The sequence below is a fragment of the Streptomyces sp. NPDC058812 genome, assembly GCF_042744565.1.
GTDB lineage: Bacteria > Actinomycetota > Actinomycetes > Streptomycetales > Streptomycetaceae > Streptomyces > Streptomyces thinghirensis.
The window spans coordinates 65,223-90,634 of record NZ_JBHYOB010000006.1 but is presented as its reverse complement, the minus strand read 5'-3'; the positions used below and the strand labels follow the sequence as shown (position 1 = coordinate 90,634).

Annotated in this window: 24 protein-coding genes; 12 read left to right on the top strand and 12 right to left on the bottom strand. The window is 69.1% G+C overall.

Annotated features, from left to right (window positions below; all coding sequences use genetic code 11):
* Positions 1 to 39 precede the first annotated feature (39 nt).
* The 3 genes from ACFW48_RS14295 to ACFW48_RS14285 all read right to left on the bottom strand — a co-directional run bounded on the left by ACFW48_RS14295 (position 40) and on the right by ACFW48_RS14285 (position 3,185).
* Positions 40 to 1,302: an MFS transporter gene (locus ACFW48_RS14295; RefSeq protein ID WP_386314198.1), complete on the bottom strand. Its 1,263-nt coding sequence runs from the start codon at positions 1,300 to 1,302 to the stop codon at positions 40 to 42.
* Between the two features lie 78 nt (positions 1,303 to 1,380).
* Positions 1,381 to 2,463: an inositol-3-phosphate synthase gene (locus tag ACFW48_RS14290; RefSeq protein ID WP_121747999.1), complete on the bottom strand. Its 1,083-nt coding sequence runs from the start codon at positions 2,461 to 2,463 to the stop codon at positions 1,381 to 1,383.
* Positions 2,464 to 2,507: 44 nt separating this feature from the next.
* A complete protein-coding gene (locus ACFW48_RS14285) occupies positions 2,508 to 3,185 on the bottom strand; it encodes a PadR family transcriptional regulator (protein ID WP_386314194.1) in 678 nt (225 codons plus the stop codon).
* 664 nt (positions 3,186 to 3,849) lie between these two features.
* Between ACFW48_RS14285 and ACFW48_RS14280 the strand changes: the two genes are divergently transcribed.
* Together ACFW48_RS14280 and ACFW48_RS14275 are read left to right on the top strand one after the other, a co-directional pair.
* A complete protein-coding gene (locus ACFW48_RS14280; protein WP_386314191.1) occupies positions 3,850 to 6,234 on the top strand; it encodes a transglycosylase domain-containing protein in 2,385 nt (794 codons plus the stop codon).
* Positions 6,235 to 6,355: 121 nt separating this feature from the next.
* Positions 6,356 to 7,864 carry a glycosyltransferase family 87 protein gene (locus ACFW48_RS14275; RefSeq protein ID WP_386314189.1) on the top strand — a complete coding sequence of 503 codons (1,509 nt, stop codon included), beginning with the start codon at positions 6,356 to 6,358 and terminating at the stop codon, positions 7,862 to 7,864.
* A gap of 82 nt (positions 7,865 to 7,946) precedes the next feature.
* Here ACFW48_RS14275 and ACFW48_RS14270 read toward each other — a convergent pair whose 3' ends face one another.
* From ACFW48_RS14270 to ACFW48_RS14260, 3 genes are all read right to left on the bottom strand, one after another.
* Positions 7,947 to 8,978 carry an alanine racemase gene (locus tag ACFW48_RS14270; protein ID WP_386314186.1) on the bottom strand — a complete coding sequence of 344 codons (1,032 nt, stop codon included), beginning with the start codon at positions 8,976 to 8,978 and terminating at the stop codon, positions 7,947 to 7,949.
* A gap of 60 nt (positions 8,979 to 9,038) precedes the next feature.
* On the bottom strand, positions 9,039 to 10,160 hold the full coding sequence (gene femX, locus ACFW48_RS14265) for a peptidoglycan bridge formation glycyltransferase FemX (protein ID WP_386314184.1): 1,122 nt from the start codon (positions 10,158 to 10,160) through the stop codon (positions 9,039 to 9,041).
* Positions 10,161 to 10,321: 161 nt separating this feature from the next.
* Complete coding sequence (locus tag ACFW48_RS14260) at positions 10,322 to 10,627, bottom strand: hypothetical protein (RefSeq protein ID WP_386314182.1); 306 nt, start codon at positions 10,625 to 10,627, stop codon at positions 10,322 to 10,324.
* A 277-nt stretch (positions 10,628 to 10,904) separates the two neighbouring features.
* On the opposite strand from ACFW48_RS14260, the gene rpsF reads away from it, so the two are divergent.
* The 4 genes from rpsF to rplI all read left to right on the top strand — a co-directional run bounded on the left by rpsF (position 10,905) and on the right by rplI (position 12,616).
* Complete coding sequence (gene rpsF / locus ACFW48_RS14255) at positions 10,905 to 11,195, top strand: 30S ribosomal protein S6 (RefSeq protein WP_003975025.1); 291 nt, start codon at positions 10,905 to 10,907, stop codon at positions 11,193 to 11,195.
* Between the two features lie 77 nt (positions 11,196 to 11,272).
* Complete coding sequence (locus ACFW48_RS14250) at positions 11,273 to 11,872, top strand: single-stranded DNA-binding protein (protein WP_375906419.1); 600 nt, start codon at positions 11,273 to 11,275, stop codon at positions 11,870 to 11,872.
* A 42-nt stretch (positions 11,873 to 11,914) separates the two neighbouring features.
* The gene (rpsR, locus tag ACFW48_RS14245) at positions 11,915 to 12,151 is read left to right on the top strand and encodes a 30S ribosomal protein S18 (protein WP_003949403.1); all 237 of its coding nucleotides are present in this window, start codon (positions 11,915 to 11,917) and stop codon (positions 12,149 to 12,151) included.
* A gap of 18 nt (positions 12,152 to 12,169) precedes the next feature.
* Positions 12,170 to 12,616 carry a 50S ribosomal protein L9 gene (rplI, locus tag ACFW48_RS14240; protein WP_121747978.1) on the top strand — a complete coding sequence of 149 codons (447 nt, stop codon included), beginning with the start codon at positions 12,170 to 12,172 and terminating at the stop codon, positions 12,614 to 12,616.
* Between the two features lie 110 nt (positions 12,617 to 12,726).
* Here rplI and ACFW48_RS14235 read toward each other — a convergent pair whose 3' ends face one another.
* Complete coding sequence (locus ACFW48_RS14235; protein ID WP_386314180.1) at positions 12,727 to 14,064, bottom strand: MATE family efflux transporter; 1,338 nt, start codon at positions 14,062 to 14,064, stop codon at positions 12,727 to 12,729.
* Between the two features lie 460 nt (positions 14,065 to 14,524).
* Here ACFW48_RS14235 and dnaB point away from each other — a divergent pair, with 460 nt between their 5' ends.
* The gene (dnaB, locus tag ACFW48_RS14230; protein ID WP_121747976.1) at positions 14,525 to 16,003 is read left to right on the top strand and encodes a replicative DNA helicase; all 1,479 of its coding nucleotides are present in this window, start codon (positions 14,525 to 14,527) and stop codon (positions 16,001 to 16,003) included.
* Between the two features lie 160 nt (positions 16,004 to 16,163).
* Here the strand turns inward: dnaB and ACFW48_RS14225 are convergent, their stop codons facing one another.
* The 3 genes from ACFW48_RS14225 to ACFW48_RS14215 form a co-directional block, all read right to left on the bottom strand.
* Complete coding sequence (locus ACFW48_RS14225; RefSeq protein ID WP_386314177.1) at positions 16,164 to 16,742, bottom strand: TetR/AcrR family transcriptional regulator; 579 nt, start codon at positions 16,740 to 16,742, stop codon at positions 16,164 to 16,166.
* A gap of 72 nt (positions 16,743 to 16,814) precedes the next feature.
* Positions 16,815 to 18,206: an amidase gene (locus ACFW48_RS14220; protein ID WP_386314175.1), complete on the bottom strand. Its 1,392-nt coding sequence runs from the start codon at positions 18,204 to 18,206 to the stop codon at positions 16,815 to 16,817.
* A complete protein-coding gene (locus tag ACFW48_RS14215; protein WP_260220923.1) occupies positions 18,193 to 18,402 on the bottom strand; it encodes a hypothetical protein in 210 nt (69 codons plus the stop codon). Before ACFW48_RS14215 ends, ACFW48_RS14220 begins: the two co-directional genes overlap by 14 nt.
* A 128-nt stretch (positions 18,403 to 18,530) precedes the next feature.
* Between ACFW48_RS14215 and ACFW48_RS14210 the strand changes: the two genes are divergently transcribed.
* The 3 genes from ACFW48_RS14210 (at position 18,531) to ACFW48_RS14200 (ending at position 22,411) form a co-directional block, all read left to right on the top strand.
* The gene (locus ACFW48_RS14210) at positions 18,531 to 19,829 is read left to right on the top strand and encodes an MFS transporter (protein WP_386314172.1); all 1,299 of its coding nucleotides are present in this window, start codon (positions 18,531 to 18,533) and stop codon (positions 19,827 to 19,829) included.
* Positions 19,830 to 19,877: 48 nt separating this feature from the next.
* Positions 19,878 to 20,780, top strand: a complete 903-nt coding sequence (locus ACFW48_RS14205; RefSeq protein ID WP_386314169.1) for an MBL fold metallo-hydrolase — start codon at positions 19,878 to 19,880, stop codon at positions 20,778 to 20,780.
* Between the two features lie 245 nt (positions 20,781 to 21,025).
* Positions 21,026 to 22,411: a serine hydrolase domain-containing protein gene (locus tag ACFW48_RS14200; RefSeq protein ID WP_386314167.1), complete on the top strand. Its 1,386-nt coding sequence runs from the start codon at positions 21,026 to 21,028 to the stop codon at positions 22,409 to 22,411.
* 80 nt (positions 22,412 to 22,491) lie between these two features.
* Here the strand turns inward: ACFW48_RS14200 and ACFW48_RS14195 are convergent, their stop codons facing one another.
* Together ACFW48_RS14195 and ACFW48_RS14190 are read right to left on the bottom strand one after the other, a co-directional pair.
* Positions 22,492 to 22,944: a GNAT family N-acetyltransferase gene (locus ACFW48_RS14195; RefSeq protein WP_386314165.1), complete on the bottom strand. Its 453-nt coding sequence runs from the start codon at positions 22,942 to 22,944 to the stop codon at positions 22,492 to 22,494.
* 58 nt (positions 22,945 to 23,002) lie between these two features.
* Positions 23,003 to 23,467, bottom strand: a complete 465-nt coding sequence (locus ACFW48_RS14190; protein WP_386314163.1) for a MarR family winged helix-turn-helix transcriptional regulator — start codon at positions 23,465 to 23,467, stop codon at positions 23,003 to 23,005.
* A 140-nt stretch (positions 23,468 to 23,607) separates the two neighbouring features.
* Here ACFW48_RS14190 and ACFW48_RS14185 point away from each other — a divergent pair, with 140 nt between their 5' ends.
* Both ACFW48_RS14185 and ACFW48_RS14180 read left to right on the top strand, forming a co-directional pair.
* Complete coding sequence (locus ACFW48_RS14185; protein WP_386314160.1) at positions 23,608 to 24,819, top strand: MFS transporter; 1,212 nt, start codon at positions 23,608 to 23,610, stop codon at positions 24,817 to 24,819.
* A gap of 111 nt (positions 24,820 to 24,930) precedes the next feature.
* Complete coding sequence (locus ACFW48_RS14180) at positions 24,931 to 25,350, top strand: heme-binding protein (protein ID WP_386314157.1); 420 nt, start codon at positions 24,931 to 24,933, stop codon at positions 25,348 to 25,350.
* Positions 25,351 to 25,412 lie beyond the last annotated feature (62 nt).

Below are 25,412 nucleotides of genomic sequence, written 5' to 3'. Positions count from 1 at the left end.
TCTGTAGTCCGGTGGGGCTCTGTGGCACTGATGTGACACTTACTGGCTCTCAAACCTGGCCATAGCCGTCGCAACCGCTCCGTAGACCAAGGCGACTGTCACGACCAGCGGCACCGACCGTCCGTCCGGCGGCAGCATCAACGCGGCCACCCCGGCGGCGCCGACGAAGGCGGCATTGAACAGCACGTCATACACGGAGAAGATTCGGCCACGGAAGGCATCGTCGACCGAGGACTGCACGACCGTGTCGGTCGCGATCTTCGCCCCCTGCGTCGTCATGCCCAGGACGAACGCCGCGGCGAGCATCGGCACGGTGGCGAACGGCAGGCCGAGTGCCGGGACCAGCACCGTGGCGGCCCCCGCGCACACCGCCATCCAGCGGCCGGGCCCGAGCCGTCCCGCCGCCCAGGGAGTGACTAGCGCGGCCGCGAAGAAGCCCGCACCGGAGACGCCCAGCGCCAGCCCCAGCAGAGCGAGCCCCTCGTCCGTGTCCGAGGTCAGGGCGTACCGGCACAGCATGAGCAGCATCACCAGCAGGGCGCCGTAGCAGAACCGCATCAGCGTCATGCCCGCGAGCGACCAGGCCGCTTCCCGGCGTGCGGGCGCGGCGAGGTGACGTACCCCCGCCACCAGGTCGCGGGCGGTACCGGCGAGCGCCGAGGCCAGCCGAGGCGGTCCGAGCGCGGGGTCGGGGCCCAGCAGCTCCACGGCGATGCGAAGCGACGCCATCGCCCCGCACAGGTACAGGGCGGCCCCGAGCAGCACCACGGCGGCATCGGAGTCCGCGATCACGAGGCGTACGACGAAGGCGAGGCCTCCGCCCGCCGTCGCGGCCAGGGTGCCGGCCGTCGGAGAGAGCGAGTTGGCGATCACCAGACGCTCCTCGTCCACCACACGCGGCAGCGCGGCGGACAGGCCCGCGAGAACGAAGCGGTTGACGGCGGTGACGCAGAGGGCCGAGACGTAGAAGAGCCAGTCCGGGACGGAGGCGATCATCAGCACGGCCGTCACCGATGCCAGTACGGCGCGCAGCAGGTTGCCGTACAGAAAGACCTGGCGGCGGCGCCACCGGTCCAGCAGGACGCCGGCGAAGGGGCCCACCAGGGAGTACGGGAGCAGCAGGACCGCCATCGCGGAGGCGATCGCGGCGGGCGAGGTCTGCTTCTCCGGGGAGAAGACCACGTAGGTGGCGAGCGCGACCTGGTAGACGCCGTCGGCGCCCTGGGAGAGCAGGCGTACGGCAAGCAGGCGCCGGAAGCCCTTCAGGCGCAGCAGGACGCGCAGGTCACGGACGACGGCCATGGGGCACAGCCTCACATACGGGAAAGGCCCCCGGGTCATGCGACCCGGGGACCTCCGACGGACCGGAGTCCGCGCTTGTCAGCGCTCGACCTCGCCGGCGATGAACTTCTCGACGTTGGCGCGGGCCTCGTCGTCGAAGTACTGGACCGGCGGGGACTTCATGAAGTAGCTCGACGCCGAAAGGATCGGGCCGCCGATGCCGCGGTCCTTGGCGATCTTCGCGGCGCGCAGGGCGTCGATGATGACACCGGCCGAGTTCGGGGAGTCCCAGACCTCGAGCTTGTACTCCAGGTTCAGCGGGACGTCACCGAACGCGCGGCCCTCCAGGCGGACGTACGCCCACTTACGGTCGTCCAGCCAGGCCACGTAGTCGGACGGGCCGATGTGGACGTTGTCCGCGCCCAGGTCCCGGTCGGGGATCTGGGAGGTGACGGCCTGCGTCTTGGAGATCTTCTTGGACTCCAGGCGCTCGCGCTCGAGCATGTTCTTGAAGTCCATGTTGCCGCCGACGTTCAGCTGCATCGTGCGGTCCAGGACGACGCCCCGGTCCTCGAACAGCTTCGCCATGACGCGGTGCGTGATGGTGGCGCCGACCTGCGACTTGATGTCGTCACCGACGATCGGGACGCCCGCCTCGGTGAACTTGTCCGCCCACTCCTTGGTGCCGGCGATGAAGACCGGGAGGGCGTTGACGAAGGCGACCTTGGCGTCGATGGCGCACTGGGCGTAGTACTTCGCCGCGTCCTCGGAGCCGACGGGCAGGTAGCAGACGAGAACGTCGACCTGCTTGTCCTTGAGGATCTGGACGACGTCGACCGGCGCCTCGGCGGACTCCTCGATGGTCTCGCGGTAGTACTTGCCGAGACCGTCGTGCGTGTGGCCGCGCTGGACCTGGACGCCGCTGTTCGGGACGTCGCAGATCTTGATGGTGTTGTTCTCGGAGGCGCCGATGGCGTCCGCGAGGTCCAGGCCGACCTTCTTGGCGTCCACGTCGAAGGCGGCGACGAACTCGATGTCACTGACGTGGTAGTCGCCGAACTGGACGTGCATGAGGCCGGGGACCTTGGCCGCCGGGTCGGCGTCCTTGTAGTACTCGACGCCCTGCACCAGCGATGCGGCGCAGTTGCCCACACCGACGATGGCTACGCGAACCGAACCCATTCCGGTTGCTCCCTGTGTGTACGAGTGAGGCCCTGACTGGGCGCTCACGTGGCGGTGTCGCCGGGCGTATCCGGCCGGGGGTCGTCCCCGGGCCGGGGCAGGCCGCCCGTCGCTCCAGATGTCCTGTCCTGTTGAGCGGTCCCCTCCGAAGCGGAACCCCGCAGGTCCCGCCCCGCCCGCTCGCTCTCGATGAGCTCGTTCAGCCAGCGCACCTCGCGCTCCACGGACTCCATTCCGTGGCGCTGGAGCTCAAGCGTGTAGTCGTCGAGCCGTTCCCGGGTGCGGGCCAGGGAGGCCCGCATCTTCTCCAGGCGCTCCTCCAGCCGGCTGCGCCGGCCCTCGAGCACGCGCATGCGTACGTCACGCGACGTCTGCCCGAAGAACGCGAAGCGAGCCGCGAAGGTCTCGTCCTCGTAGGCGTCCGGGCCCGTCTGGGAGAGGAGCTGCTCGAAGTGTTCCTTACCGTCGGCCGTCAACCGGTAGACGATCTTGGCGCGGCGCCCCGTGAGGGACGCGGCGGCCTCGTCGACGTTGCCCGGCTCCTCGATCAACCAGCCGTTGGCGACCAGCGTCTTGAGGCAGGGGTAGAGCGTCCCGTAGCTGAACGCCCGGAACACACCCAGTGACGTGTTGAGTCGTTTGCGCAGCTCATAGCCGTGCATGGGGGATTCGCGGAGCAGGCCGAGTACGGCGAACTCGAGGATGCCGGAACGTCGGCTCATCGTCGCCTCCTCTCGTCCTTATGCCGCGCTGATGTATCGACTCGATACATCAGCACGATAGAACGAGCTTCCGCGTGCGACAAGAGGGGAACTCGTGAACGGGATCACATCAGGGATTCATCGAGTGCAAGTTGCCTGATTTGAGGTGAACTTCGGGGCTCGGGGGTTTTGGCGGTGCGTAGTCTGTGCGCCATGCAGACCACAGGGAACCGAGTGACGCGTGGGGGCGTCCCTGTCCCTGGTGCAGTACGGGTGAATGCGGGAGGGATCGCATCCGTACTTCGGGGGGACCGGAAACCAGCCGCCTTTACCAGGCGCGCAAAGGTGCGCCTGCCCGAGGAGTAGTCGTTCGATGAGCGAGCACCGTCGCAAACCGCCGCAGCCGCAGGGAGGCGGACGTGCCGCGGCCCGACGCGGCCAGTCCGGCTCGTCCTCCGGTCGCCGTGCGGCACCGCGAGGCGCCACAGGGTCTCCGTCCGGCTCGTACGGCCCGGAGGGCGAGGAGCGTCCGTACGGCAGCCGTGCCGAAGCCCGGCGCGCGGCACAGCGGGGCGGAGGCGGTCGCCGTAGAGCGGCCGAGCCGGGCCGCGGCGGCCGGCGAGCCGCTCCTGCTGGGCCGGTCGTCGTCGGCAGAGGGCGCGCGGCCCCGTCCGGCAAGAAGCGGATGATCGACTATCCGCGCGGAGACCGGGATGGGTGGCGACGCTGGATGCCCTCCTGGAAGCTTGTCTCCGGGCTGTGCATCGGCTTCTTCGGCAGTCTGGTGGCCGCCGCAGGCATCGCGTACGCCATGGTGGGCATCCCTGACGTCGCCAAGATCGCGAAAGCTCAGAACAACGTCTACTACTGGTCCGACGGCACCCAGATGGTCGCCACGGGCGGTGACCGGAACCGCCAGAGCGTCAACCTCTCCCAGATCCCCGTGGAAATGCGCAACGCGATCATCTCCCAGGAGAACAAGACGTTCTACTCCGACAGCGGCATCGACCCCAAGGGCATCGCCCGCGCCGTGTTCAACATGGCCAAGGGCGGTGACACGCAGGGTGGTTCCACCATCACCCAGCAGTACGTGAAGAACGCGATGCTGAACGACCAGTCGCAGACGATCTCCCGCAAGGTCAAGGAGATTTTCGTCTCGATCAAGGTCGGTACCGAGGTACCCAAGGACGAGATCCTCGAGGGCTACCTGAACTCCGCGTACTACGGCCGTGGCGCCTATGGCATCCAGGCGGCCGCACGCGCGTACTTCAACGTGGACGCCGTCGACCTCAACGCGGGCCAGTGCGCCTTCCTGTCCGCGGTGCTCAAGGGCGCCACGTACTACGACCCGGCGGGCGCGACCTCGATCGACCCGGCCGCCACGCAGAAGGCCAACAGCAAGCGTGCCAAGGCCCAGATGCAGGACACGCTCGACAAGATGGTGGAGTACGGGCATCTGAGCCAGGAGGACCGGGCGAGGTTCACGGAACTCCCCAAGGTGGAGAATCCGCAGGCGAACTCGCAGCTGGGCGGCCAGATCGGTTACCTCGTCAGGCTTGCCAAGGCTTCCGTGGTCCGGAGCGGCGTCGCTACGGAGCAGAAGCTGGAGAAGGGCGGCTACTCGATCTACACGACCTTCGACAAGAAGAAGGTCGCGGAGCTCGAAAAGGCCGTCAAGAAGGTCTACGAGCAGAACATCGACCCGAAGAAGCGGCCCGGGACGGACACACACGTCCAGTTCGGTGGCGCTTCCGTGAACCCCGAGACCGGTGCCATCGAGGCCATCTACGGCGGTGAGGACGCCACCAAGCACTTCACCAACAACGCCGACGTCACCGGCGCCCAGGTCGGTTCGACGTTCAAGCCGTACGTGCTCGCGGCCGCGATGAAGTGGGGTGTGCGCGATCCCGAACTCGGTGAGACGCAGGCGCAGGACGAACGCACCGTCGTCTCCCCGAAGAGCCTCTACAGCGGCAAGAACAACCTCAAGATCAACAACTACGACGGCTCGGTCTGGGAGAACGAGAAGGGCGAGCAGTGGCGCCAGGAGAACGACGGCAAGAAAGACGTCGGTGAAGCGCCGGACTACAAGATCGACCTACGTGAGGCCATGCGGGAGTCGGTGAACTCCGCCTTCGTGCAGCTCGGCATGGATGTCGGCCTGGACAAGGTGAAGGAGGCGGCCGTCGACGCGGGACTCCTGGAGGACAGCCTGGCGGGCTCCGGCTACCCGTCCTTCTCCCTCGGTGTCTCGGACCCGAGCGCCATCCGTATGGCGGGCGCGTACGCCACCTTCGCGGAGAGTGGCAAGCAGCGCGAGCCCTTCTCCGTCACCAAGGTGTCGAACAAGGACGGCACGGTCTACACGCACAAGGTGGAGACCAAGCAGGCGTTCACCGCGAAGGTCGCGGACAACGTCACGGACGTCCTGAAGACCGTCGTCGAGGACGGAACGGGTTCCAACGCCCAGTTGCCCGGCCGAGAGGTGGCCGGTAAGACCGGTACCACGGACGGCAACCAGTCCGCCTGGTTCGTCGGCTACACCCCGCAGCTGTCGACCGCGATCAGCATGTTCCGCTACCCGGACGACGAGACCATCAAGAACCGCTCGTTCCTGGAGATGTACGGAACGGGTGGCGAGAAGAAGATCCACGGTGCGTCCTTCCCGTCCGTCATCTGGCAGGACTACATGGAGGACGCGCTGAAGGGCACCAAGGCGGAGAAGTTCCCGAAGCCGGAGCCCATCGGCGAGGTCATCAACGACACCCCGCCGCCCAGCCCGTCACCCTCTCCCTCCCAGACGGAGGAGGAGGAGACGAGTCCGTCGCCGACGCCGTCGCCCAGTCAGACCGAGACCAGTCCCTCGCCCTCGCCGAGCAACACCTGCGGCGTCTTCGAGTTCAACTGCGAGGACGGCGACAACAGCGGCAACGAGAACGCCGGCAACGAAAACGGTGGCTCGGAAGGCAGTCCGACCCCTTCGACGTCGCCCAGTGGGACAGGGGAAGAGGACGACAGCAGAGGCAACCAGAATGGAGGCAGCGGCTTCATCGCCGGCCAGAACGGCTAGCCGCCGGAATATCCGGCATGGGTGTTTCACGTGAAACACCCGCAAGTTGCACGTGAAACAGAGGCCGCCGCATCCACGAGGGTGCGGCGGCCTCGCCGTATTCCCAGGTGCGTACGGCAGGATGTGCCCCATGCCCAGTGCAGAATCGACGCCAGCGAGCGTGCACGAGCCGGACACGGTGCGGCCGACCAGGGAGGACACGGTCGCCGCGGCCGGCAGCGAGCTGATCGGCGGCCCTGTCGGCCGCCGGGCCCTGCTCGGGACGTCCTGGTGGACCCCCGTGCGGGTGATCGCGCTCGTGGCGATCGGCATGTTCGCCCTCGGCCTGGTCCAGAAGGCGCCCTGTTACGACGGTGCCTGGTTCTTCGGTGCCAGCTCCCAGTACACGCACGCGTGCTACTCCGACATCCCGCACCTCTACCAGGGGCGCGGGTTCGTCGACGGCCTGGTGCCGTACTTCGACAAGCTCCCCGGTGACATGGAGTACCTCGAGTACCCGGTGCTGACCGGCGTGTTCATGGAGGTCGCGTCCTGGCTCACGCCGGGCAGCGGCACCATTCAGGACCAGGAACAGTGGTACTGGATGGTCAACGCCGGGATGCTCATGGTGTGCGCGGCCGTCATCGCCGTCTGCGTGACCCGCACGCACACCCGGCGCCCCTGGGACGGTCTGCTGGTCGCCCTCGCGCCCGCCTTCGCGCTGACCGCGACCGTCAACTGGGACCTGCTGGCGGTCGCCCTGACGTCCGCCGCGATCCTCATGTGGTCGCGGGGGCGCTCGCTGGCCTTCGGCGTTCTGCTGGGCCTGGCCACGGCCGCCAAGCTCTATCCCTTCCTGATCCTCGGCCCGCTGCTCGTACTGTGCTGGCGGGCGGGCAAATGGCGGGAGTTCGGAAAGGCTCTGGGGGGTGCGGCCGTCGCCTGGCTCGTGGTGAACCTGCCGGTGATGCTCTTCGCCTTCGACGGCTGGTCGAAGTTCTACACGTTCAGCCAGGAACGCGGCGTCGACTTCGGGTCCTTCTGGCTGATCCTGGTCCAGAACACCGACAATCCGCCCAGCACCGAGACCGTCAACACGCTCGCCACACTGCTGATGCTGCTGTGCTGCGGCGCCATCGCGGCGCTCACACTGACCGCCCCCCGGCGTCCGCGATTCGCCCAGCTCGCCTTCCTGATCGTCGCGGCGTTCATCCTCACCAACAAGGTCTACTCACCGCAGTACGTGCTGTGGCTGGTTCCGCTGGCCGCGCTGGCCCGGCCGAAGTGGCGTGACTTCCTGATCTGGCAGGCGTGCGAGGTGGTCTACTTCCTGGGTATCTGGATGTACCTCGCGTACACGACCAGCGGCGACGCCCACAAGGGGCTGCCGACGGACGGCTACCACTGGGCCATCGGCGTGCACCTGCTGGGAACGCTGTTCCTGTGCGTCATGGTCGTGCGGGACATCCTCATGCCGGACCGGGACCCGGTCCGGAGGAAGGGCGACGACGATCCGTCGGGTGGGGTGCTCGACGGTGCGGAGGACGTCTTCGTCCTGGGGTCCGCGGCTCAGACCGAGCAGCCCGCTGCCCACTTCGAGGGGCCACGGGTGAGATGGGGCGGGAGACAGCAGACGGGCGGTTCGCTCTGAGCGAACACGTGAAAGGCCGTACACGGATGCACCGTGTACGGCCTTTCTCCAGCTCGAGCCAGCAGTCGAGCCAGTGGTCGAGCTAGCGGTCGAGGATCCGGTCGAACTGCGTGGTGGTGTGCCGCAGATGGGCCACCAGCTCGTCACCGACCTTGGGCTCCGGCGCGTCGGAGGGCACGAACAGGATCGAGACCTGCATGTGCGGCGGCTCCGCGAACCAGCGCTGCTTGCCGCCCCAGACGAACGGCGCGAGATTGCGGTTGACCGTGGCGAGGCCGGCCCGGGCGACGCCCTTGGCGCGCGGCATGACGCCGTGCAGCGCCTTCGGGGCCTCCAGACCCACCCCGTGCGACGTCCCGCCCGCCACGACCACCAGGAAGCCGTCGGAAGCCGCTCTCTGCTGCCGGTAGCCGAAGCGCTCGCCCTTGGCGACACGGGTGACGTCCAGCACCGCGCCGCGGTACTCGGTGGCGTCGTGGTCCCCCAGCCACAGCCGGGTGCCGATCCGGGCGCGGAAGCGGGTCTGCGGGAACTGCTGCTGGAGCCGGGCGAGTTCGTCCGCCTTGAGGTGGCTGACGAACATCGTGTGCAGCGGCAGCCGGGCCGCGCGCAGCCGGTCCATCCAGCCGATGACCTCCTCGACGGCGTCCGAGCCGTCGGTACGGTCCAGCGGCAGGTGGATGGCGAAGCCCTCCAGCCGGACGTTCTCTATGGCGGCGTGCAGCTGCGGCAGGTCCTGCTCGCTGATGCCGTGCCGCTTCATCGAGGACATCACCTCGATGACCACACGTGCGCCCACGAGGCCGTACACGCCGTCGATGGACGACACCGAGCGCACGACGCGGTCGGGCAGCGGTACGGGCTCCTCGCCGCGCCGGTACGGCGTCAGGACCAGCAGGTCACCGCCGAAGAAGTCCTTGATCCGGGCGGCCTCGTACGTCGTGCCGACGGCCAGTACGTCCGAGCCCAGCCGCGTGGCCTCCTCCGCCAGCCGCTCGTGCCCGAAGCCGTAGCCGTTGCCCTTGCAGACCGGGACCAGCCCGGGGAACTGCTCCTGCACGTGCTTGTGGTGCGCCCGCCAGCGCGCGGTGTCGACGTAGAGGGTGAGCGCCATGGCCGGACCTGGAACCTTTCTCTGGCTGTCAGAGGTGCGGGATAAGGATGAGCTGTGGGGTCAGCGGCGCGACATGTAGATGTCGAGCGCCTTGTGGAGCAGCTTGTTCAGTGGGAAGTCCCACTCGCCGAGGTACTCGGCCGCCTGCCCGCCCGTGCCGACCTTGAACTGGATCAGGCCGAAGAGGTGGTCGCTCTCGTCCAGCGAGTCCGAGATGCCGCGCAGGTCGTAGACGGTGGCGCCCAGGGCGTAGGCGTCGCGGAGCATGGCCCACTGCATCGCGTTCGAGGGCCGGACCTCGCGGCCGATGTTGTCGGAGGCGCCGTAGGAGTACCAGACGTGGCCACCGACGACCAGCATGGTCGCCGCCGACAGGTTCACCCCGTTGTGCCGGGCGAAGTACAGCCGCATGCGGTTGGGGTCCTCGTTGTTGAGGGCCGCCCACATGCGCTGGAAGTACGACAGCGGGCGCGGCCGGAAGTGGTCGCGCACGGCCGTGATCTCGTACAGGCGCTGCCACTCCTCGAGGTCGTGGTAGCCGCCCTGGACGACCTCGACGCCGGCCTTCTCGGCCTTCTTGATGTTGCGGCGCCACAACTGGTTGAAGTTCTTGTGGACCTCTTCCAGGGAGCGGTTGGCCAGCGGCACCTGGAAGACGTAGCGGGGCTGGACGTCGCCGAAGCCGGCGCCGCCGTCCTCGCCCTGCTGCCAGCCCATGCGACGCAGCTTGTCGGCCACCTCGAAGGCGCGCGGCTCGATGTGGTCGGCCTCTATGTCGCGCAGGCGCTTGACGTCGGGGTCCTGGATGCCCTTCTTGATGGAGGTGGCGTCCCAGCGCCGGATGATCACGGGCGGGCCCATCTTCACCGAGAAGGCGCCCTGCTGCTTGAGGTGCGCCAGCATGGGCTCCATCCAGTCCTGGAGGTTCGGCGCGTACCAGTTGATGACCGGGCCCTCGGGGAGGTAGGCGAGGTACCGCTTGATCTTGGGCAGCTGCCGGTACAGGACGAGGCCCACGCCCACCAGCTCACCGGTCCGGTCGTCGAACCAGCCGAGGTTCTCCGAGCGCCATTCCGCCTTGACGTCTGCCCATGCCGGGACCTGCATGTGACTCGCCGCCGGCAGGCTCTGGATGTGGGCCAGATGCTGCTCGCGACTGATGGTCCTCAGGGTCAGGCTCATTCGGGGCGCTCCTCGGGCTGGTGTGTCCCCATGGGTACAGGGGCTCCGGCTCTCGCGCGAAGCCTACTGCGCCCTGTGAGCGCCCCGTCCGGCGTACGGGTGGAAGGCGGGTGGAAGCGGTGTCCGGCGGGCGGGCGGAGAGCGGCCGGGAACGGCCGTGATCAGCCGAAGAGCCCGCCGTGGTAGATGCCGAAGAACAGACCGAGCGCGGAGGCTCCGAGGCCCACCACCAGGCCGAAGCGCTCACGCGTCGTCTCGGAGATGAGCTGGCCGTACCCGCCGGTCAGGACACCGAGCAGCCCGGCCCAGGAGGTCAGGACATGGAGCCCTCGGAAGCTCGCGGTGGCGAGGGCGAGGATGCCGAGCACCAGGGTCACGGCCAGCAGCGTGTCCTGGAGGGGGTGCGGTCTGCCGTCGGTGGCCAGCAAGCCGGTCCGGGGCTTGGCGGGTCGCATGATCTGTGCCATGGGGAACCTCCTGCCATAGGCAGTGCGTCTTCGCCCTTCACATCCGCTGAGTACCGATTGTGTCCCCTCACAGCCGGATTTCAACCGCAAGCGGGTGGCCGGGTACTCTGTACCTTCTGCACTGGTGTCTGCTGCCACCCACGGCCGGGCCGCTTCCTCGGAGGAGGCCCGATTGTCAGTGGGTCCTGGTTTACTCGTTGATACCGGTGCCAACGCATCGCAACCCTCCTGCCACGGAACGACCGTGGCCGCTGAGTCCAAAGGAGGTGGGTTCCACATGCGTCACTACGAGGTGATGGTCATCCTCGACCCCGATCTCGAGGAGCGTTCTGTCTCCCCGCTGATCGAGAACTTCCTCTCTGTCGTCCGTGACGGCGGCGGAAAGGTCGAGAAGGTCGACACCTGGGGCCGTCGTCGTCTCTCGTACGAGATCAAGAAGAAGCCCGAGGGCATCTACTCGGTCATCGACCTGCAGGCCGAGCCTGCGGTCGTCAAGGAGCTCGACCGCCAGATGAACCTGAACGAGTCGGTCCTCCGGACCAAGGTCCTCCGTCCCGAGATGCACTGAGCCCTTCCGCTCAGCCGATCCCGGGATTCGAGTAGCAGCACAAGCAGCCAGCAGCAAACCCGCCGAGAGGTTCCCCCATGGCAGGCGAGACCGTCATCACGGTCATCGGCAATCTTGTCGATGACCCCGAGCTGCGCTTCACCCCGTCCGGTGCGGCCGTCGCGAAGTTCCGTGTCGCGTCGACCCCCCGCACCTTCGACCGTCAGACGAACGAGTGGAAGGACGGCGAAAGCCTCTTTCTCACCTGCTCGGTCTGGCGTCAGGCGGCGGAGAACGTCGCCGAGTCGCTCCAGCGAGGCATGCGCGTCATCGTGCAGGGCCGGCTGAAGCAGCGGTCCTACGAGGACCGTGAGGGCGTCAAGCGCACGGTCTACGAGCTGGACGTCGACGAGGTCGGCGCCAGCCTGCGCAGTGCCACGGCCAAGGTCACGAAGACCTCGGGCCAGGGCCGCGGAGGCCAGGGCGGTTACGGCGGCGGTGGCGGTGGCGGCCAGGGTGGCGGCGGCTGGGGCGGCGGCCCCGGCGGTGGCCAGCAGGGCGGCGGCGCTCCGGCCGACGACCCCTGGGCGACCGGCGCTCCCGCCGGTGGCCAGCAGGGTGGCGGCGGCCAGCAGGGCGGCGGCTGGGGCGGTGGCTCCGGCGGCGGTGGCGGCTACTCGGACGAGCCCCCCTTCTAGGCGGGCTCCACTCACACTTCTTGATCACACAGGAGAAACATCATGGCTAAGCCGCCTGTGCGCAAGCCGAAGAAGAAGGTCTGCGCATTCTGCAAGGACAAGGTCACGTACGTGGACTACAAGGACACGAACATGCTGCGGAAGTTCATTTCCGACCGCGGCAAGATCCGTGCCCGCCGCGTGACCGGCAACTGCACTCAGCACCAGCGTGACGTCGCCACGGCCGTGAAGAACAGCCGTGAGATGGCGCTGCTGCCCTACACCTCCACCGCGCGATAAGGGAAGGGTGACCGAATCATGAAGATCATCCTCACCCACGAGGTCTCCGGCCTCGGTGCCGCGGGCGACGTCGTCGACGTCAAGGACGGTTACGCTCGCAACTACCTGATCCCGCGGAAGTTCGCCATCCGCTGGACCAAGGGTGGCGAGAAGGACGTCGAGCAGATCCGTCGTGCTCGCAAGATCCACGAGATCCAGACCATCGAGCAGGCCAACCAGGTGAAGGGCCAGCTCGAGGGCGTGAAGGTCCGCCTGGCAGTCCGCTCCGGCGACGCCGGTCGTCTCTTCGGTTCCGTCACGCCGGCCGACGTCGCTTCGGCGATCAAGGCCGCCGGTGGTCCCGAGGTCGACAAGCGCCGCATCGAGCTGGGCTCGCCGATCAAGACCCTGGGCGCCCACGAGACGTCCGTGCGTCTGCACCCCGAGGTTGCCGCCAAGGTCAGCATCGAGGTCGTCGCTGCCTGAGCTTTGCTCTCGCTGAAGCGATGAGATGGGGCCGCATCTCCCGGTCGGGAGGCGCGGCCCCATCTTCATGGTCGCGTTTCACGTGAAACATCGTGTTTCACGTGAAACCGTCAGCGCGTCGCGCCTGTGACGATCCAGCGACCTGATCGGGTACGAAGCCACAGCGTCACCAGGCGCATCGCCATCATCAGCGTCATGGCCGCCCACAGGGCGGTGAGCCCACCGCCGAGCGTGGGGACGAGAAGCGCCGCGGGAGTGAAGACCGCCAGGGTAAGCAGCATCGCCCAGGCGAGATAAGGGCCGTCGCCGGCACCCATGAGAACCCCGTCCAGGACATAGACCACTCCGCAGATCGGCTGCGAAAGGGCCACGATCACCAGAGCGGGCAGCGCGGTGTCCTTGACCGCGGGGTCTCCGGTGAACAGGGGAAGGAACGCTGGGCGGGACAGCACCACGAGCAGGCCGAGTGCGACCCCGACCGCGACACCCCACTCCACCATTCTGCGGCAGGCGTCGCGGGCGCCCTGGGTGTCACCGGCTCCCAGATAGCGTCCGATGATGGCCTGACCGGCGATGGCGATGGCATCGAGGGCGAAGGCGAGCAGACTCCACAGAGACAGGACGATCTGATGGGCCGCGATGTCGGCGTCACCGAGTCGGGCAGCTACGGCTGTGGCGATCATGAGAATCGCTCGCAGCGAGAGGGTGCGTACCAGCAGCGGCGCACCGGCCTGGGCGGAGGCCCTGATGCCCGCGAGGTCCGGGCGCAGCGAGGCACCGTGCCGGCGTGCCCCGCGGACCACTACCCAGAGGTACACCGCGGCCATGCCGCACTGGGCGATGACGGTGCCCCAGGCGGAGCCCGCGATGCCGAGGTCGGCGCCGTAGACGAGTACGACATTGAGGACGGCGTTGGCGACGAAGCCTGCGATGGCGACGTAGAGCGGGGGCCGGGTGTTCTGCAGTCCGCGCAGGACACCGGTCGAGGCCAGTACGACGAGCATGGCGGGGATGCCGAGGGCGGAGATCCGCAGATACGTGATGGCGTACGGGGCCGCGGTGTCGGAGGCGCCGAAGAGTTCTACGAGGGAGGGCGCAGTGGGCAGGACGACGGCTATGACTGCGGCGCCGAGCAGCAACGCCAGCCAGATGCCGTCCATGCCCTGGCGGATCGCGGATTGCAGGTCGCCCGCGCCGACGCGCCGGGAGACGGCCGCCGTGGTGGCGTAGGCGAGGAAGACGAAGACGCTGACGGCTGTGGTGAGCAGGGCCGAGGCGATGCCGAGTCCGGCGAGCTGCGCGGTGCCGAGATGGCCGACGATCGCACTGTCGGCCATGACGAAGAGGGGCTCGGCGACGAGTGCGCCGAAGGCCGGGACGGCCAGCGCGACGATCTCGCGGTCGTGCCGGCGCCGGACGTTCCGGGAGCGCGCGGGGGCCTGTGTCATGAGCACCAATCTAATCGTCCACAGGTAAGAGATGCAAAGCCTTTGCGGCCCTTACGGTCCGTCTCATCGTGTGTGCTTCCGGGTACCGTTCGAAGCGATCTTGATCCGACTGGGCAAGTTTTTCTTCTGCACAGGTCGTGGACGACGAAGGCGCAGCTCAGAGCGGTTTCGCAAGTGGGGACGAGGGCTTGTTCACAGGGCTGTCCACCGGGTCGTGCACAGGTTTCGGCGAGTTCTCCACAGCATCTGGCCGCTCGTCCACATGGCCTGTGGATAACCAGATTGGCTGACGGTGCCCGCGGGCCTACGGTGGTCCGGCGCCTGCTCCGTCCATCGGCTTGTGAACCATCACAAAACCGACGCGCCAGAACCGGAGTTGGGCGTCTTATTTGTCAGTGCCGTGCCGTAGAAATGAGGGGCACGGCGAGGTCCGTCTCGGCGGACGGGAGGAGGTGGCTCGGTGAGCATTTCCGAGCCCTTGGACGACCCGTGGGCCGACAGCGGCCCCAGTGATCGTCTGCCCGCTTCCCGTCGTCGCGGTGACGGGGGCCGCAGCCGAGACGAGCAGCACGAGCGCGGTCCGGACAACGCCGCCTGGGACGGCGGCGGGCCGTCGTTCGAGCGGGTGCCGCCGCAGGACCTGGACGCCGAGCAGTCCGTCCTCGGTGGCATGCTCCTGTCCAAGGACGCCATCGCCGATGTCGTAGAGATCCTCAAGGGCCACGACTTCTACAAGCCGGCCCACGAGACGGTCTACCAGGCCATTCTCGACGTCTACGCCAAGGGAGAGCCGGCCGACCCCATCACGATCGCCGCCGAGCTCACCAAACGCGGTGAGATCAACAAGGTCGGCGGGGCCTCGTATCTGCACACCCTCGTCCAGACCGTGCCGACGGCCGCGAACGCCGCGTACTACGCGGAGATCGTGCACGAGCGTGCCGTCCTGCGCCGCCTGGTGGAGGCCGGCACACGGATCACGCAGATGGGTTACGCGGCCGACGACGACGTCGACGAGATCGTCAATCGTGCCCAGGCCGAGATCTACGCCGTCACCGAGCAGCGCACGAGCGAGGACTACCTGCCGCTCGGCGACATCATGGAGGGCGCGCTCGACGAGATCGAGGCGATCGGGTCGCGCAGCGGCGAGATGACCGGTGTGCCCACGGGGTTCACGGACTTCGACTCGCTGACCAACGGCCTGCACCCCGGTCAGATGATCGTCATCGCGGCGCGTCCCGCCATGGGTAAGTCGACGCTCGCGCTGGACTTCGCTCGGGCCGCGTCGATCAAGAACAACCTCCCGAGCGTCATCTTCTCGCTCGAAATGGGGCGCAACGAGATCGCGATGCGGCTGCTGTCCGCCGAGGCCCGCGTCGCGCTGCACCACATGCGGTCCGGCACGATGACGGACGACGACTGGACCCGCCTGGCCCGCCGGATGCCGGATGTCTCGGCCGCCCCGCTCTACATCGACGACTCCCCGAACCTGTCGATGATGGAGATCCGCGCCAAGTGCCGGCGCCTCAAGCAGCGCAATGAACTCAAGCTGGTCATCATCGACTACCTCCAGCTGATGCAGTCCGGCGGCTCCAAGCGCGCCGAGAGCCGTCAGCAGGAGGTCTCGGACATGTCCCGTAACCTCAAGCTCCTGGCCAAGGAGCTGGAACTCCCGGTCATCGCGCTCTCCCAGCTGAACCGTGGTCCCGAGCAGCGCACCGACAAGAAGCCGATGGTCTCCGACCTGCGTGAGTCCGGCTCGATCGAGCAGGACGCCGACATGGTCATCCTGCTGCACCGCGAGGACGCCTACGAGAAGGAGTCGCCGCGCGCGGGCGAAGCCGACCTGATCGTGGCCAAGCACCGTAACGGTCCGACGGCGACGATCACCGTGGCCTTCCAGGGGCACTATTCACGTTTCGTGGACATGGCGCAGACCTGATCCCCGGCGGAGTCACACACCCCATGCAGCTGACCAGCCTTGGCGAGAAGGTCGTGACCGCCGCGGCGCCGTATACCGACCAGTTCTGCGATAGCCCGCGGGCATGAGCAACGGTGAATCTGGGCGATCCTCCTGACGGGCGGGCCGCGAGGAATGTGGATCATGGGAGGGGATGTTCTCCGCCCGCGTCGAGGAACTCGGTCACGAGCCGACGGGCGTACGCGGCGTCGAGTCCGGCCGGGCGGAAGAGGATGCGGTACATCATGGGGGCGACCACGCGGTCCATCGCCGTCTCGACGTCGGGAGGGTTCTCCTCGCGGCCGATCGCGCGGGCGAGTATGACGTCGACCTGTTCGGCCGCGTAGGCCGAGCACTGACCGGCGTTGGTGCCGTCCGGGTCGCCGAGCAGAGCGTCACGGATGTAGGCGCGGCCGGAGGGGGACGACATCTCGTCGAGGAACTGTTCGGCCCAGGCCGTCAGGTCGGACAGCAGGTCGCCGTGGTCCTCCGGCGCGGTGTCGGGCCGCAGGCGCTCCACCGCGACGTCCGACAACAGCTCCTGAAGGTCGCCCCAGCGGCGGTAGATCGTCGAGGGGGTGACTCCGGCGCGCTGGGCGACCAGCGGGACGGTCACCGCGTCGCGGCCCCGCTCCGACAGGATTTCGCGGACAGCGGTGTGCACCGAAGCCTGGACCCGGGCACTGCGCCCGCCGGGGCGCACCATCGGCTTACGACTCATGACTTCACCTTAAAGCACGGTTATTGCTTTTAGGGGGAGCATGCTGGCTCGACGGCCGCGCCAGGGCGCCTCTCAGGCGGTCGGCGCGAGCGCTCGGGCGGACTGCGTCCGCTCGTAGGCGTGGCCCACCCGCAGCAGCTGCCGCTCGCCGAAGGGCCGCCCGAGCAGCTGCATGCCGATCGGCATGCCCGCCGTGTCGTGGCCCACCGGGACGGACAGAGCGGGCACTCCGGTGATGTTGGCCGGGGAGGACAGGCGCACGTAGGCGTCGGAGACGGCCTCGGTCGAGCCGTCGGACCAGGTGACGCTCTCCTGACCGGCCTTCACCGCGGTCATCGGGACCGCCGGGGCGGCGATCACGTCGACCTTCTCCAGAATGCGGGCCCATTCCTCCTGCATGAGCGTCCGGGAGCGCTGGGCACGCAGATAGTCGCCCGCGCCCATCAGCTCACCGGCCTCCAGGAGGATGCGGACGTCCGCCTGGTACAGCTCGGGGACCGTACGCAGCGTGCCCTCGTGGTAGGCGGTGGCCTCCGGCACCATCAGCCCCCACTGGGTGGCCTGGATGTACCGGGTCATCGGGATGTCGATCTCGACGAGATGGGCGCCGAGCGTCTCCAGCTGCGCGATGCCCCGGCGGACGGCGGTCTCCACCTCCGCGTCGACATGGTCGAAGTAGTAATTGCGCGGCACCCCGACGCGCACGCCCGCCAGGTCCGGCTCCCGTTCCGGCCGGTGGTCGACGGCGGGGGTGTCCACCGAGGCGGGGTCACGCGGATCGTGCCCGGCCAGGACGGTCAGGACCAGGGCCGCGTCCTCGACGGTGCGGGTGACCGGGCCGACGTGGTCCAGCGACCAGGACAGCGATGTGACGCCGTGGCGCGGCACCAGCCCGTAGGTCGGCTTGAAGCCGACGACCCCGTTCAGCGCGGCGGGAACCCGGATCGACCCGCCGGTGTCGGTGCCGAGGGCGAAGGTCGCCGCCCCGGCCGCCACCGCGACGGCGGACCCGCCGCTGGAGCCTCCCGCGACCCGGTCGCGGTCCCAGGCGTTGCCGGTCTGCGGGGTGGTCAGGCCGTAGGCGAACTCGTGGGTGTGGGTCTTGCCGACCAGGACGGAGCCTGCGGCCCGCAACCGGGCGGCGACCGTGCTGTCGGCGGCGGCGCGGTGGCCGGCCCGGACCCGGGAACTGGCGCTGGTGGGCGAACCGGCGACGTCGATCAGGTCCTTGAGCCCGGCCGGGACGCCGTGCAGCGGCCCACGGAACACGCCGCGGGCCGCTTCCTGCTCGGCCTCCCGCGCCGCGTCGCGGGCCTGCTCAGCGGTGACCGCGACGTACGCCTCGACGTGCGGGTCCACCTGGTCGATGCGGTCGAGCACCGAGTCCACCAGCTCGACGGGGGACAGCCGGCGGGCCCGGATCTGCTGCGCGGCGTCGGTGAGGGTCAGCTCATACGGCTGCATCGTGCTTCTCCTTTCCGGCGCGGTAGGCGCCGGCGGGCGGGGTGTCCCCGAAGTCCAGCTCACGCAGGACCGCGACGACGGAGTGGATGTGGTTGGCGGTGGCGGCGACCGCGGCGTGGCGGTCATCGGGCAGCGGAAGTCCGGCACGGGCGGCCCAGCGGGCGGCCTCGGGCGGCGTGAGTTCCACGGAGGGCACAGGTTTCTCCTGAATCAGAGGGCGTGGCAACGAAGCACTCGCACCAAAAGCTAACGGTTTGCTTTAACCCGACCGTAGGTCCTACGGTCGGGTTAAAGCAAATGCGTTGCATTTACGGAAGGAGTCCCATGCCCGGCGTAATCTCCGACGTACAAGCGGTGGCCGACGCACCCGCGATCTCCGACGCACCCGCGCCCGTCGCTCGCCAGGCCACCCGCACCGGTACGAAGAGGCGCACGGCTTCTTTCGCCCTCGACGTGTCGATACTCGCGGCCCTCCTGGCCGCGTCCAGCGCTCCGACCCCGCTCTACCCTCTCTACCAGGACCAGTGGGGCCTCTCCGCGCTCGCCGTCACCGTGGTCTTCAGCGCGTACGCCCTGGCCCTGTTGCTGGCCCTGCTCACCACCGGAGCGCTCTCCGACCACCTGGGGCGACGCCCCGTCCTGGCAGGCGCCCTGCTCATGGCGGCCGCCTCCATGGTCCTCCTGGCCTCAGCGGACGGCGCGGGCTCCCTGACCATCGCCCGGGTCCTGCAAGGAGCGGCCACCGGCGCGGCCACCAGTGCCGCGGGCGCGGCGCTCCTCGACCTGGAAAACCCCCGGCGCCCGGGTCGGTCCGCCCTGGCCAACAGCGTCACCCCGGTCGCCGGCATGGCCACCGGCGTACTCGTCTCCACCCTGCTCGTCCGTTTCGCCCCCGCCCCCACCGTCACCGTCTACGTACTGCTGGCGGCGTTGTTCCTCGCCCAGGCGATCGAGGCCGCCTTCACCACGGAGACGGCCCACCGCCACGCGGGAGCGCTGCGGTCGCTGCGCCCGCGGGTCAGCGTCCCGCCCCCGGCCCGCCGCACCCTGCTGGCCGCGGGCGCCGCTGTCGGCACCGTCTGGGCGCTGGGCGGCTTCTACTCCTCCCTCGGCCCGGCCCTCGTACGCCTGGTGGCCCCCGACGCCCCGCAAGCAACCCGCGGCATGGTCTTCTTCACCCTCAGCGCCACCGCCGCGCTCACCGTGTGGGCGCTGCGGCGCAGGCCGCCCCGCGCCACGGCGATCGGCGGCTGCCTGTCCGTTCTGCCCGCCGCGGCCCTGACCCTGAGCGGTCTGCACGGCGCCGGGCTGACCGCCGTCTACGGCGGCGCGGTGCTGGCCGGCATCGCCTTCGGCGCCGTTTCCCAGGGGGCGCTGCGTATGCTCCTCGCCTCGCTCGACGAGTGGGACCGCGCCGCGACACTGGCCGCCTACTACATCCTCAGCTACCTCTCCATGAGCCTGCCCGCCGTCGCCGCGGGCGCCGCCACCCAGCACCACGGGCTGGGGGCCACCTCACACGCCTACGCCGTCACCGCCGCTCTCCTCGCCCTGGCGGCCCTGGCGGCACTCACCGCGTCACGACGCGGGGCGGCCCGCCCCGAAGCCGACCGCTCCCACTGAAGAGAACGACCGACCGCTCCCACTGAAGAGAACAAAGGAAACGACACAATGCACGCCTCCCCCGCCGCCACCCCCATCCCCTCCTGGACCGTGGGCGGCGTCACCGTCCACCGCATCGACGAAGTCGCCCTGCCACCCGCGACCGGACCCTGGCTGCTGCCCGACGCCACCCCTGAGGTGGTGACCGCCCAGGACTGGCTGCACCCCCACTTCGCCGGCCAGGACGGGATTCTGCACATCGACAGCCACAGCTTCGCGTTCGTCGTGAACGGGCTGCGCGTTCTCGTCGACACCGGCATCGGCAACGGCAAGGAGCGGGCCAACCCGGCCTGGCACAACCTGCGGACCGACTTCCTGGAGCGCCTCACCGCCGCCGGTTTCCCCCCTGACTCCGTCGACCTGGTGATTCTCACTCACCTGCACGCCGATCACGTCGGCTGGAACACGCGGCAGGTGAACGGCGAATGGGCCCCCACCTTCCCCAACGCCCGCTACCTCACCTCCCGCGCCGAGCGGGAGTTCTGGGCCACGTACGACATGGAGGAGGCGCGCGAACAGATGTTCCGCGACTCCGTGATCCCGGTCGAACAGGCGGGTCTGCTGAGCACGGTCGACGTCCCGCACAAGGGGGCCGAGATCGCCCCCGGCCTGCGCTTGGTCCCGACACCCGGCCACACCCCCGGCCACGTCGCCGTGGAGCTGACCAGCCAGGGGGAGACGGCGCTGATCTCCGGCGACTGCGTCCACCACCCGGTCCAGCTCGCCCACCCCGTCATCGGCGCCTGCGTCGACATCGACCCGCGGCAGTCCGAGGCCACTCGCCGCAAGCTGCTCGGCTCCCTCGCCGGCACGGACACCCTCCTCCTCGGCACCCACTTCGCACCGCCCACCGCCGGCCGCGTGGTCGCCCACGGGGACGCCTACCGGCTGGAGCCCGTCCCCGCTTCCTGATGCCGTTGGCCACGCCGCCTCGGTCGCCGCAGGCATGGCCCAGCCCCTCGGACCCCACCAGGGCCGCTCCTCTCGAATGCGCCGCCAAGGTCGTGTCTGGCGGGGACCGAATCGGACGACGCTGACCTGCATCCTCAAAAGGACAAGATCGTGAGACAGCAAGTGGTGTCGGGACATTTCGACTGCGGGCCTACACACGGGGAAATCGGCTCGACGTGGGGTGCCCGGGCCTATGGACTGAGGGCATGACGACACATCAGGAAGAGTTGCTCCCCACCACCCGCCGGGCGCTGCTGCACCGGATTGCCGTGGCCCAGGCCGAGGGGCGCACGCCGTCGCTCGTCGCGGCGGTGGTCCGGGGCGGACGCACCGTGTGGCACGGAGCGCGGACTTCGGTCGACGGGCATGGCCCGGACGAGAACGTGCAGTACCGGATCGGCTCGATCACCAAGACGTTCACCGCCGTTCTCATCCTGCGACTCCGGGACGAGGGGTTGCTCGACCTTGGGGACCCGCTGGAGAAGCACCTGCCGGGTACCGGGGCGGGGGAGGCCACGATCGCCGAGTTGCTGGCGCACTCGGGCGGGTTGGCTGCCGAGTCCCCCGCGCCGTGGTGGGAGCGGACGCCGGGCTCGCTGCGGCCCGAACTCGCCGATGTGCTGGGCAAGCAGCCGCTCCTGCACCCGGTGGGCCGTCGGCACCACTACTCCAACCCCGGCTACACCCTGCTCGGTGCGCTGGTCGAGAAGTTGCGCGGCGCTCCGTGGGAGGACGTGCTGCGCGGGGAGGTGCTGGAACCGCTGGGTCTGGACCGTACGACCGGGCGTCCGCGAGCGCCGCACGCCGGTGGCTGGGCGGTGCATCCGTGGGCCGACGTGATGCTGGCCGAGCCCGCCGAGGACCTCGGCCGGATGGCCCCGGCAGGTCAGCTCTGGTCCACCACCGGAGATCTGGCACGGTTCGCCGTGTTCCTGGCGAGGGGGGACGACAGGGTGCTGAGCGCGGACACCGTGCGGGAGATGCGGGCGCCCGCGGCGGCGGCCGAGGCCGCGGATGTCCTGGACGGCGCGGCGTACGGCCTCGGCCTGCAGATCCAGCGCTGGGGCGGGCGGCTGCTCGTGGGGCACTCCGGCTCCCTGCCGGGTTTTCTGGCCAACCTCACCCTCAGCGTGGAGGACGACGTGGCCGCGGTGGTACTGACCAACTGCACTTCCGGGCCGCTGCCGGCCGGGGTCGGTGCCGATCTCGTGCGTATCGTCGCCGAGGCGGAACCCCGGATCCCCGAACCGTGGCGTCCGCTGCCGGAAGTCGACGCCTCTGTGCTGGAGTTGGCCGGGCAGTGGTACTGGGGGACACACGCTTTCGCCCTACGGCTGACGACCGACGGGGGAGTCTCGCTGGAGCCGCTGTCGGGCAACGGCCGCCGCTCGCGCTTCCGGGCGAATGCCGACGGTACGTGGACAGGGCTTGAGGGCTACTACGCCGGGGAGCTTCTGCGAGCCGTGCGGCGTCCGGACGGGACCGTGAGCCATCTGGACCTCGGATCGTTCGTGTTCACGCGTCAGCCGTACGACGAGGGGGCCCCGGTACCGGGAGGGGTGGATCCCGAGGGGTGGCGGGGGATCGGCTAGGCACTTTCCCGCCGCGACGTGGGGCCCTGTTTCACGTGAAACAGGGCCCCACGCCATGGCCGCTCACCGCGCGAGCCTGGTCAGAGCTGAAGCTTGAAACCCGTGTGCGAGGCCGAGAAGCCGAGGCGCTCGTAGAAGCGGTGGGCGTCGGTACGAGTCTTGTCGGAGGTGAGCTGCACGAGGTGACACCCTTGCCGACGGGACTCATCGACCGCCCACTCGATGAGCTGAGTACCCAGGCCGCTGCCGCGTTCGTCGGCGTGGATGCGGACACCTTCGATGATCGACCGGATGGCGCCGCGCCGGGAGAGACCGGGGACGATCGTCAGCTGGAGTGTGCCGACGACGCGGTCGTCGCGGACGGCGACGACCAGGTGCTGGTTCGGGTCGGCGCTGAGCCGTTCGAACGCGGCCAGGTAAGGGCCCAGGTCGTGCGGTGACTCGCGCTGGGCGCCCAAGGGGTCGTCGGCGAGCATCGCGACGACCGCTGGGATGTCGTCCTCGGCGGTGGGTCGTATTTCAAGATCTCCCATGACCGCACCCTACGCAGAGGCGGTAGGACAGGCCACGGTGCGCTCCGGCAGCCTCCCGCTAGCCGGGTACCGGTGTCTTGAGTGTCTCCACGACCCGGACCAGAGGTGCCAGGTCGGGGTTCGTGGCCGCTTCGTCGAGGGCCTCGCGCAGGGCGGCGTCATTGGTGGGCCGCGCCTCGTCCAGCAGCTTGAGGCCGGCCGCGGTGACGTTGGTGTAGATGCCACGCCGGTCGGTGGGGCACAGGTAGCGCTCGAGCAGCCCCCGGTCCTCGAGCCGGGTGACCAGACGCGTGGTGGCGCTCTGGCTGAGGACGACGGCGTCGGCGACCTGCTTCATCTGCAGATGCCCTCCGTCTCCTTCGTGCTGCCGGCTGAGCACGTCGAGCAGGGAGTACTCACGCACGCTCAGGTCGTGTCCGGCCTGCAGAGCGCGCTCGATGTGGGCCTCGATCCTCCCGTGCAGCAGGGAGAGGGCGCACCAGCCCTGGGAGAGGGCGGTGAGCGCGGGGTCCGTCGCTGTCATGTGTTTCCTCCGTCCCGGAGCGGCTGAGACCAGGGTAGACCAGTCGCGCAATTGCCTGCGTTTGCATATAACCGGCGTCTGCAATTATCGTGAACGCACGTAAAGCGCTTCTGCAATCGTCTGGGAAGGTGTCCCCCTCCATGCCTCTCGCGCTTTTGGCCCTCGCGATCGGGGCCTTCGGAATCGGAACGACAGAGTTCGTGATCATGGGCTTGCTGCCCGAGGTCGCGAGCGACTACGGGGTCTCCATCCCCACCGCCGGCTTCCTGGTGACCGGATACGCGCTCGGTGTGATGTTCGGCGCTCCGCTGATGACCGTGCTCGGCACCAAGGTCCCGCGCAAGCGAATGCTCATGCTGCTGATGGGGCTGTTCATCGTCGGCAACCTGCTCTCCGCCCTCGCCCCGGCCTTCTCCGTCATGCTGGCCGGCCGTGTGGTCGCCTCCCTCGCCCACGGCGCCTTCTTCGGCATCGGCTCGGTCGTCGCGGCCGACCTGGTCGCCCCGCACAAGAAGGCCGGCGCGATCGCGATGATGTTCACCGGACTGACCGTCGCCAACGTCGTCGGGGTCCCGCTGGGGACGCTCGTCGGACAGTCCGTAGGCTGGCGCGTCACCTTCGCCGTCGTGGCGGTGCTCGGTGTCGTCGGCCTGGCCGGTGTCGCCAAGCTGGTGCCCGACGTGCCCAAGGCCGAGGGAGTGCGGCTGCGACACGAACTGGCCGCGTTCAAGAACGTCCAGGTCCTGCTCGCGATGGCCATGACCGTCCTCGGCTTCGGCGGTGTCTTCGCGGCCGTCACCTACATCGCGCCGATGATGACCCACGTCGCGGGCTTCGCCGACGGCTCGGTCACCTGGCTGCTGGTCCTCTTCGGCCTCGGCATGGTCGGCGGCAACCTCGTCGGCGGCAGGTTCGCGGACCGCGCCCTGATGCCGATGCTGTACATCTCCCTGGGCGCCCTGGCCGTCGTACTCGCCCTCTTCACACTCACCGCGCACAACAAGATCGCGTCGGCCGTGACCATCTTCCTGATCGGCGCCCTGGGCTTCGCCACCGTCCCGCCGCTGCAGAAGCGCGTCCTGGACCATGCGCACGGCGCCCCGACGCTGGCCTCGGCCGTGAACATCGGCGCCTTCAACCTCGGCAACGCGCTCTCCGCGTGGCTCGGGGGCGTCGTCATCGCCGTCGGCTTCGGCTACACCGCCCCGAACTGGGTGGGCGCCGTGCTCGCCGCCGCGGCGCTGGTCCTCGCCTTCCTCTCGGCCGCTCTCGAACGGCGCGACGGCGCTCCCGGCGAGGCCGTCGCGGGTTCCGCACCCGTCGAGCAGCCGGCCGCCGTCGCACATCGCTGAACGGCCCCGGACGCGGGTGCGGGGCCAGGGCCGTCCCCGCACCCGCGGCTCCCCCGCCTCGAAGACCACCGAGGCACCGCACCACTCAGCAGCAACCAAGGAGAAAGCCCCATGAGCACCACCGCTGTCGCCCCGCTCACCATTCAGGACGCCGAAATTCTCGTCGCCGCGGCCCACCGCGCCGCCGAGGCCGCCGGAGCCACCGTCAGCGTCACCGTCCTCGACGCAGGCGGGCACCTTCTCGCCTTCCGGCGCGACGACCGAGCCGTGCTGATCTCCGGGGAGACCAGCACCCGCAAGGCCTACACGGCGCTTCAGCTGAACGCTCCCACCGCGGACCTCGTGGAGGCCGTTCAGCCCGGAGGTCCCTTCCACACCCTGCCCACCGCGCTCGACCGGCCGCTTCTGTTCATCGCGGGTGGCGTGCCCGTGCACCGCGACGGCCGGCTGATCGGCGCGGTCGGCGTCGGCGGCGGTGCGCCCGAGCAGGACCACGCCTTCGCCAAGGCCGCCGTGGAGGCCCTCGCCTGACGTCGGCCGCCGCTCCACGAAGCCGGTTTCCGGGATCTCACCGGGAACCGGCTTCGTCGTAC

Bases quoted from the DNA above. Each gene is read 5' to 3' on its own strand.
- ACFW48_RS14295 (WP_386314198.1), bottom strand. From the start codon at position 1,302: ATGGCCGTCGTCCGTGACCTGCGCGTCCTGCTGCGCCTGAAGGGCTTC.
- ACFW48_RS14290 (WP_121747999.1), bottom strand. From the start codon at position 2,463: ATGGGTTCGGTTCGCGTAGCCATCGTCGGTGTGGGCAACTGCGCCGCA.
- ACFW48_RS14285 (WP_386314194.1), bottom strand. From the start codon at position 3,185: ATGAGCCGACGTTCCGGCATCCTCGAGTTCGCCGTACTCGGCCTGCTC.
- ACFW48_RS14280 (WP_386314191.1), top strand. From the start codon at position 3,850: ATGATCGACTATCCGCGCGGAGACCGGGATGGGTGGCGACGCTGGATG.
- ACFW48_RS14275 (WP_386314189.1), top strand. From the start codon at position 6,356: ATGTGCCCCATGCCCAGTGCAGAATCGACGCCAGCGAGCGTGCACGAG.
- ACFW48_RS14270 (WP_386314186.1), bottom strand. From the start codon at position 8,978: ATGGCGCTCACCCTCTACGTCGACACCGCGCGCTGGCGGGCGCACCAC.
- femX (WP_386314184.1), bottom strand. From the start codon at position 10,160: ATGAGCCTGACCCTGAGGACCATCAGTCGCGAGCAGCATCTGGCCCAC.
- ACFW48_RS14260 (WP_386314182.1), bottom strand. From the start codon at position 10,627: ATGGCACAGATCATGCGACCCGCCAAGCCCCGGACCGGCTTGCTGGCC.
- rpsF (WP_003975025.1), top strand. From the start codon at position 10,905: ATGCGTCACTACGAGGTGATGGTCATCCTCGACCCCGATCTCGAGGAG.
- ACFW48_RS14250 (WP_375906419.1), top strand. From the start codon at position 11,273: ATGGCAGGCGAGACCGTCATCACGGTCATCGGCAATCTTGTCGATGAC.
- rpsR (WP_003949403.1), top strand. From the start codon at position 11,915: ATGGCTAAGCCGCCTGTGCGCAAGCCGAAGAAGAAGGTCTGCGCATTC.
- rplI (WP_121747978.1), top strand. From the start codon at position 12,170: ATGAAGATCATCCTCACCCACGAGGTCTCCGGCCTCGGTGCCGCGGGC.
- ACFW48_RS14235 (WP_386314180.1), bottom strand. From the start codon at position 14,064: ATGACACAGGCCCCCGCGCGCTCCCGGAACGTCCGGCGCCGGCACGAC.
- ACFW48_RS14225 (WP_386314177.1), bottom strand. From the start codon at position 16,742: ATGAGTCGTAAGCCGATGGTGCGCCCCGGCGGGCGCAGTGCCCGGGTC.
- ACFW48_RS14220 (WP_386314175.1), bottom strand. From the start codon at position 18,206: ATGCAGCCGTATGAGCTGACCCTCACCGACGCCGCGCAGCAGATCCGG.
- ACFW48_RS14210 (WP_386314172.1), top strand. From the start codon at position 18,531: ATGCCCGGCGTAATCTCCGACGTACAAGCGGTGGCCGACGCACCCGCG.
- ACFW48_RS14205 (WP_386314169.1), top strand. From the start codon at position 19,878: ATGCACGCCTCCCCCGCCGCCACCCCCATCCCCTCCTGGACCGTGGGC.
- ACFW48_RS14200 (WP_386314167.1), top strand. From the start codon at position 21,026: ATGACGACACATCAGGAAGAGTTGCTCCCCACCACCCGCCGGGCGCTG.
- ACFW48_RS14195 (WP_386314165.1), bottom strand. From the start codon at position 22,944: ATGGGAGATCTTGAAATACGACCCACCGCCGAGGACGACATCCCAGCG.
- ACFW48_RS14190 (WP_386314163.1), bottom strand. From the start codon at position 23,467: ATGACAGCGACGGACCCCGCGCTCACCGCCCTCTCCCAGGGCTGGTGC.
- ACFW48_RS14185 (WP_386314160.1), top strand. From the start codon at position 23,608: ATGCCTCTCGCGCTTTTGGCCCTCGCGATCGGGGCCTTCGGAATCGGA.
- ACFW48_RS14180 (WP_386314157.1), top strand. From the start codon at position 24,931: ATGAGCACCACCGCTGTCGCCCCGCTCACCATTCAGGACGCCGAAATT.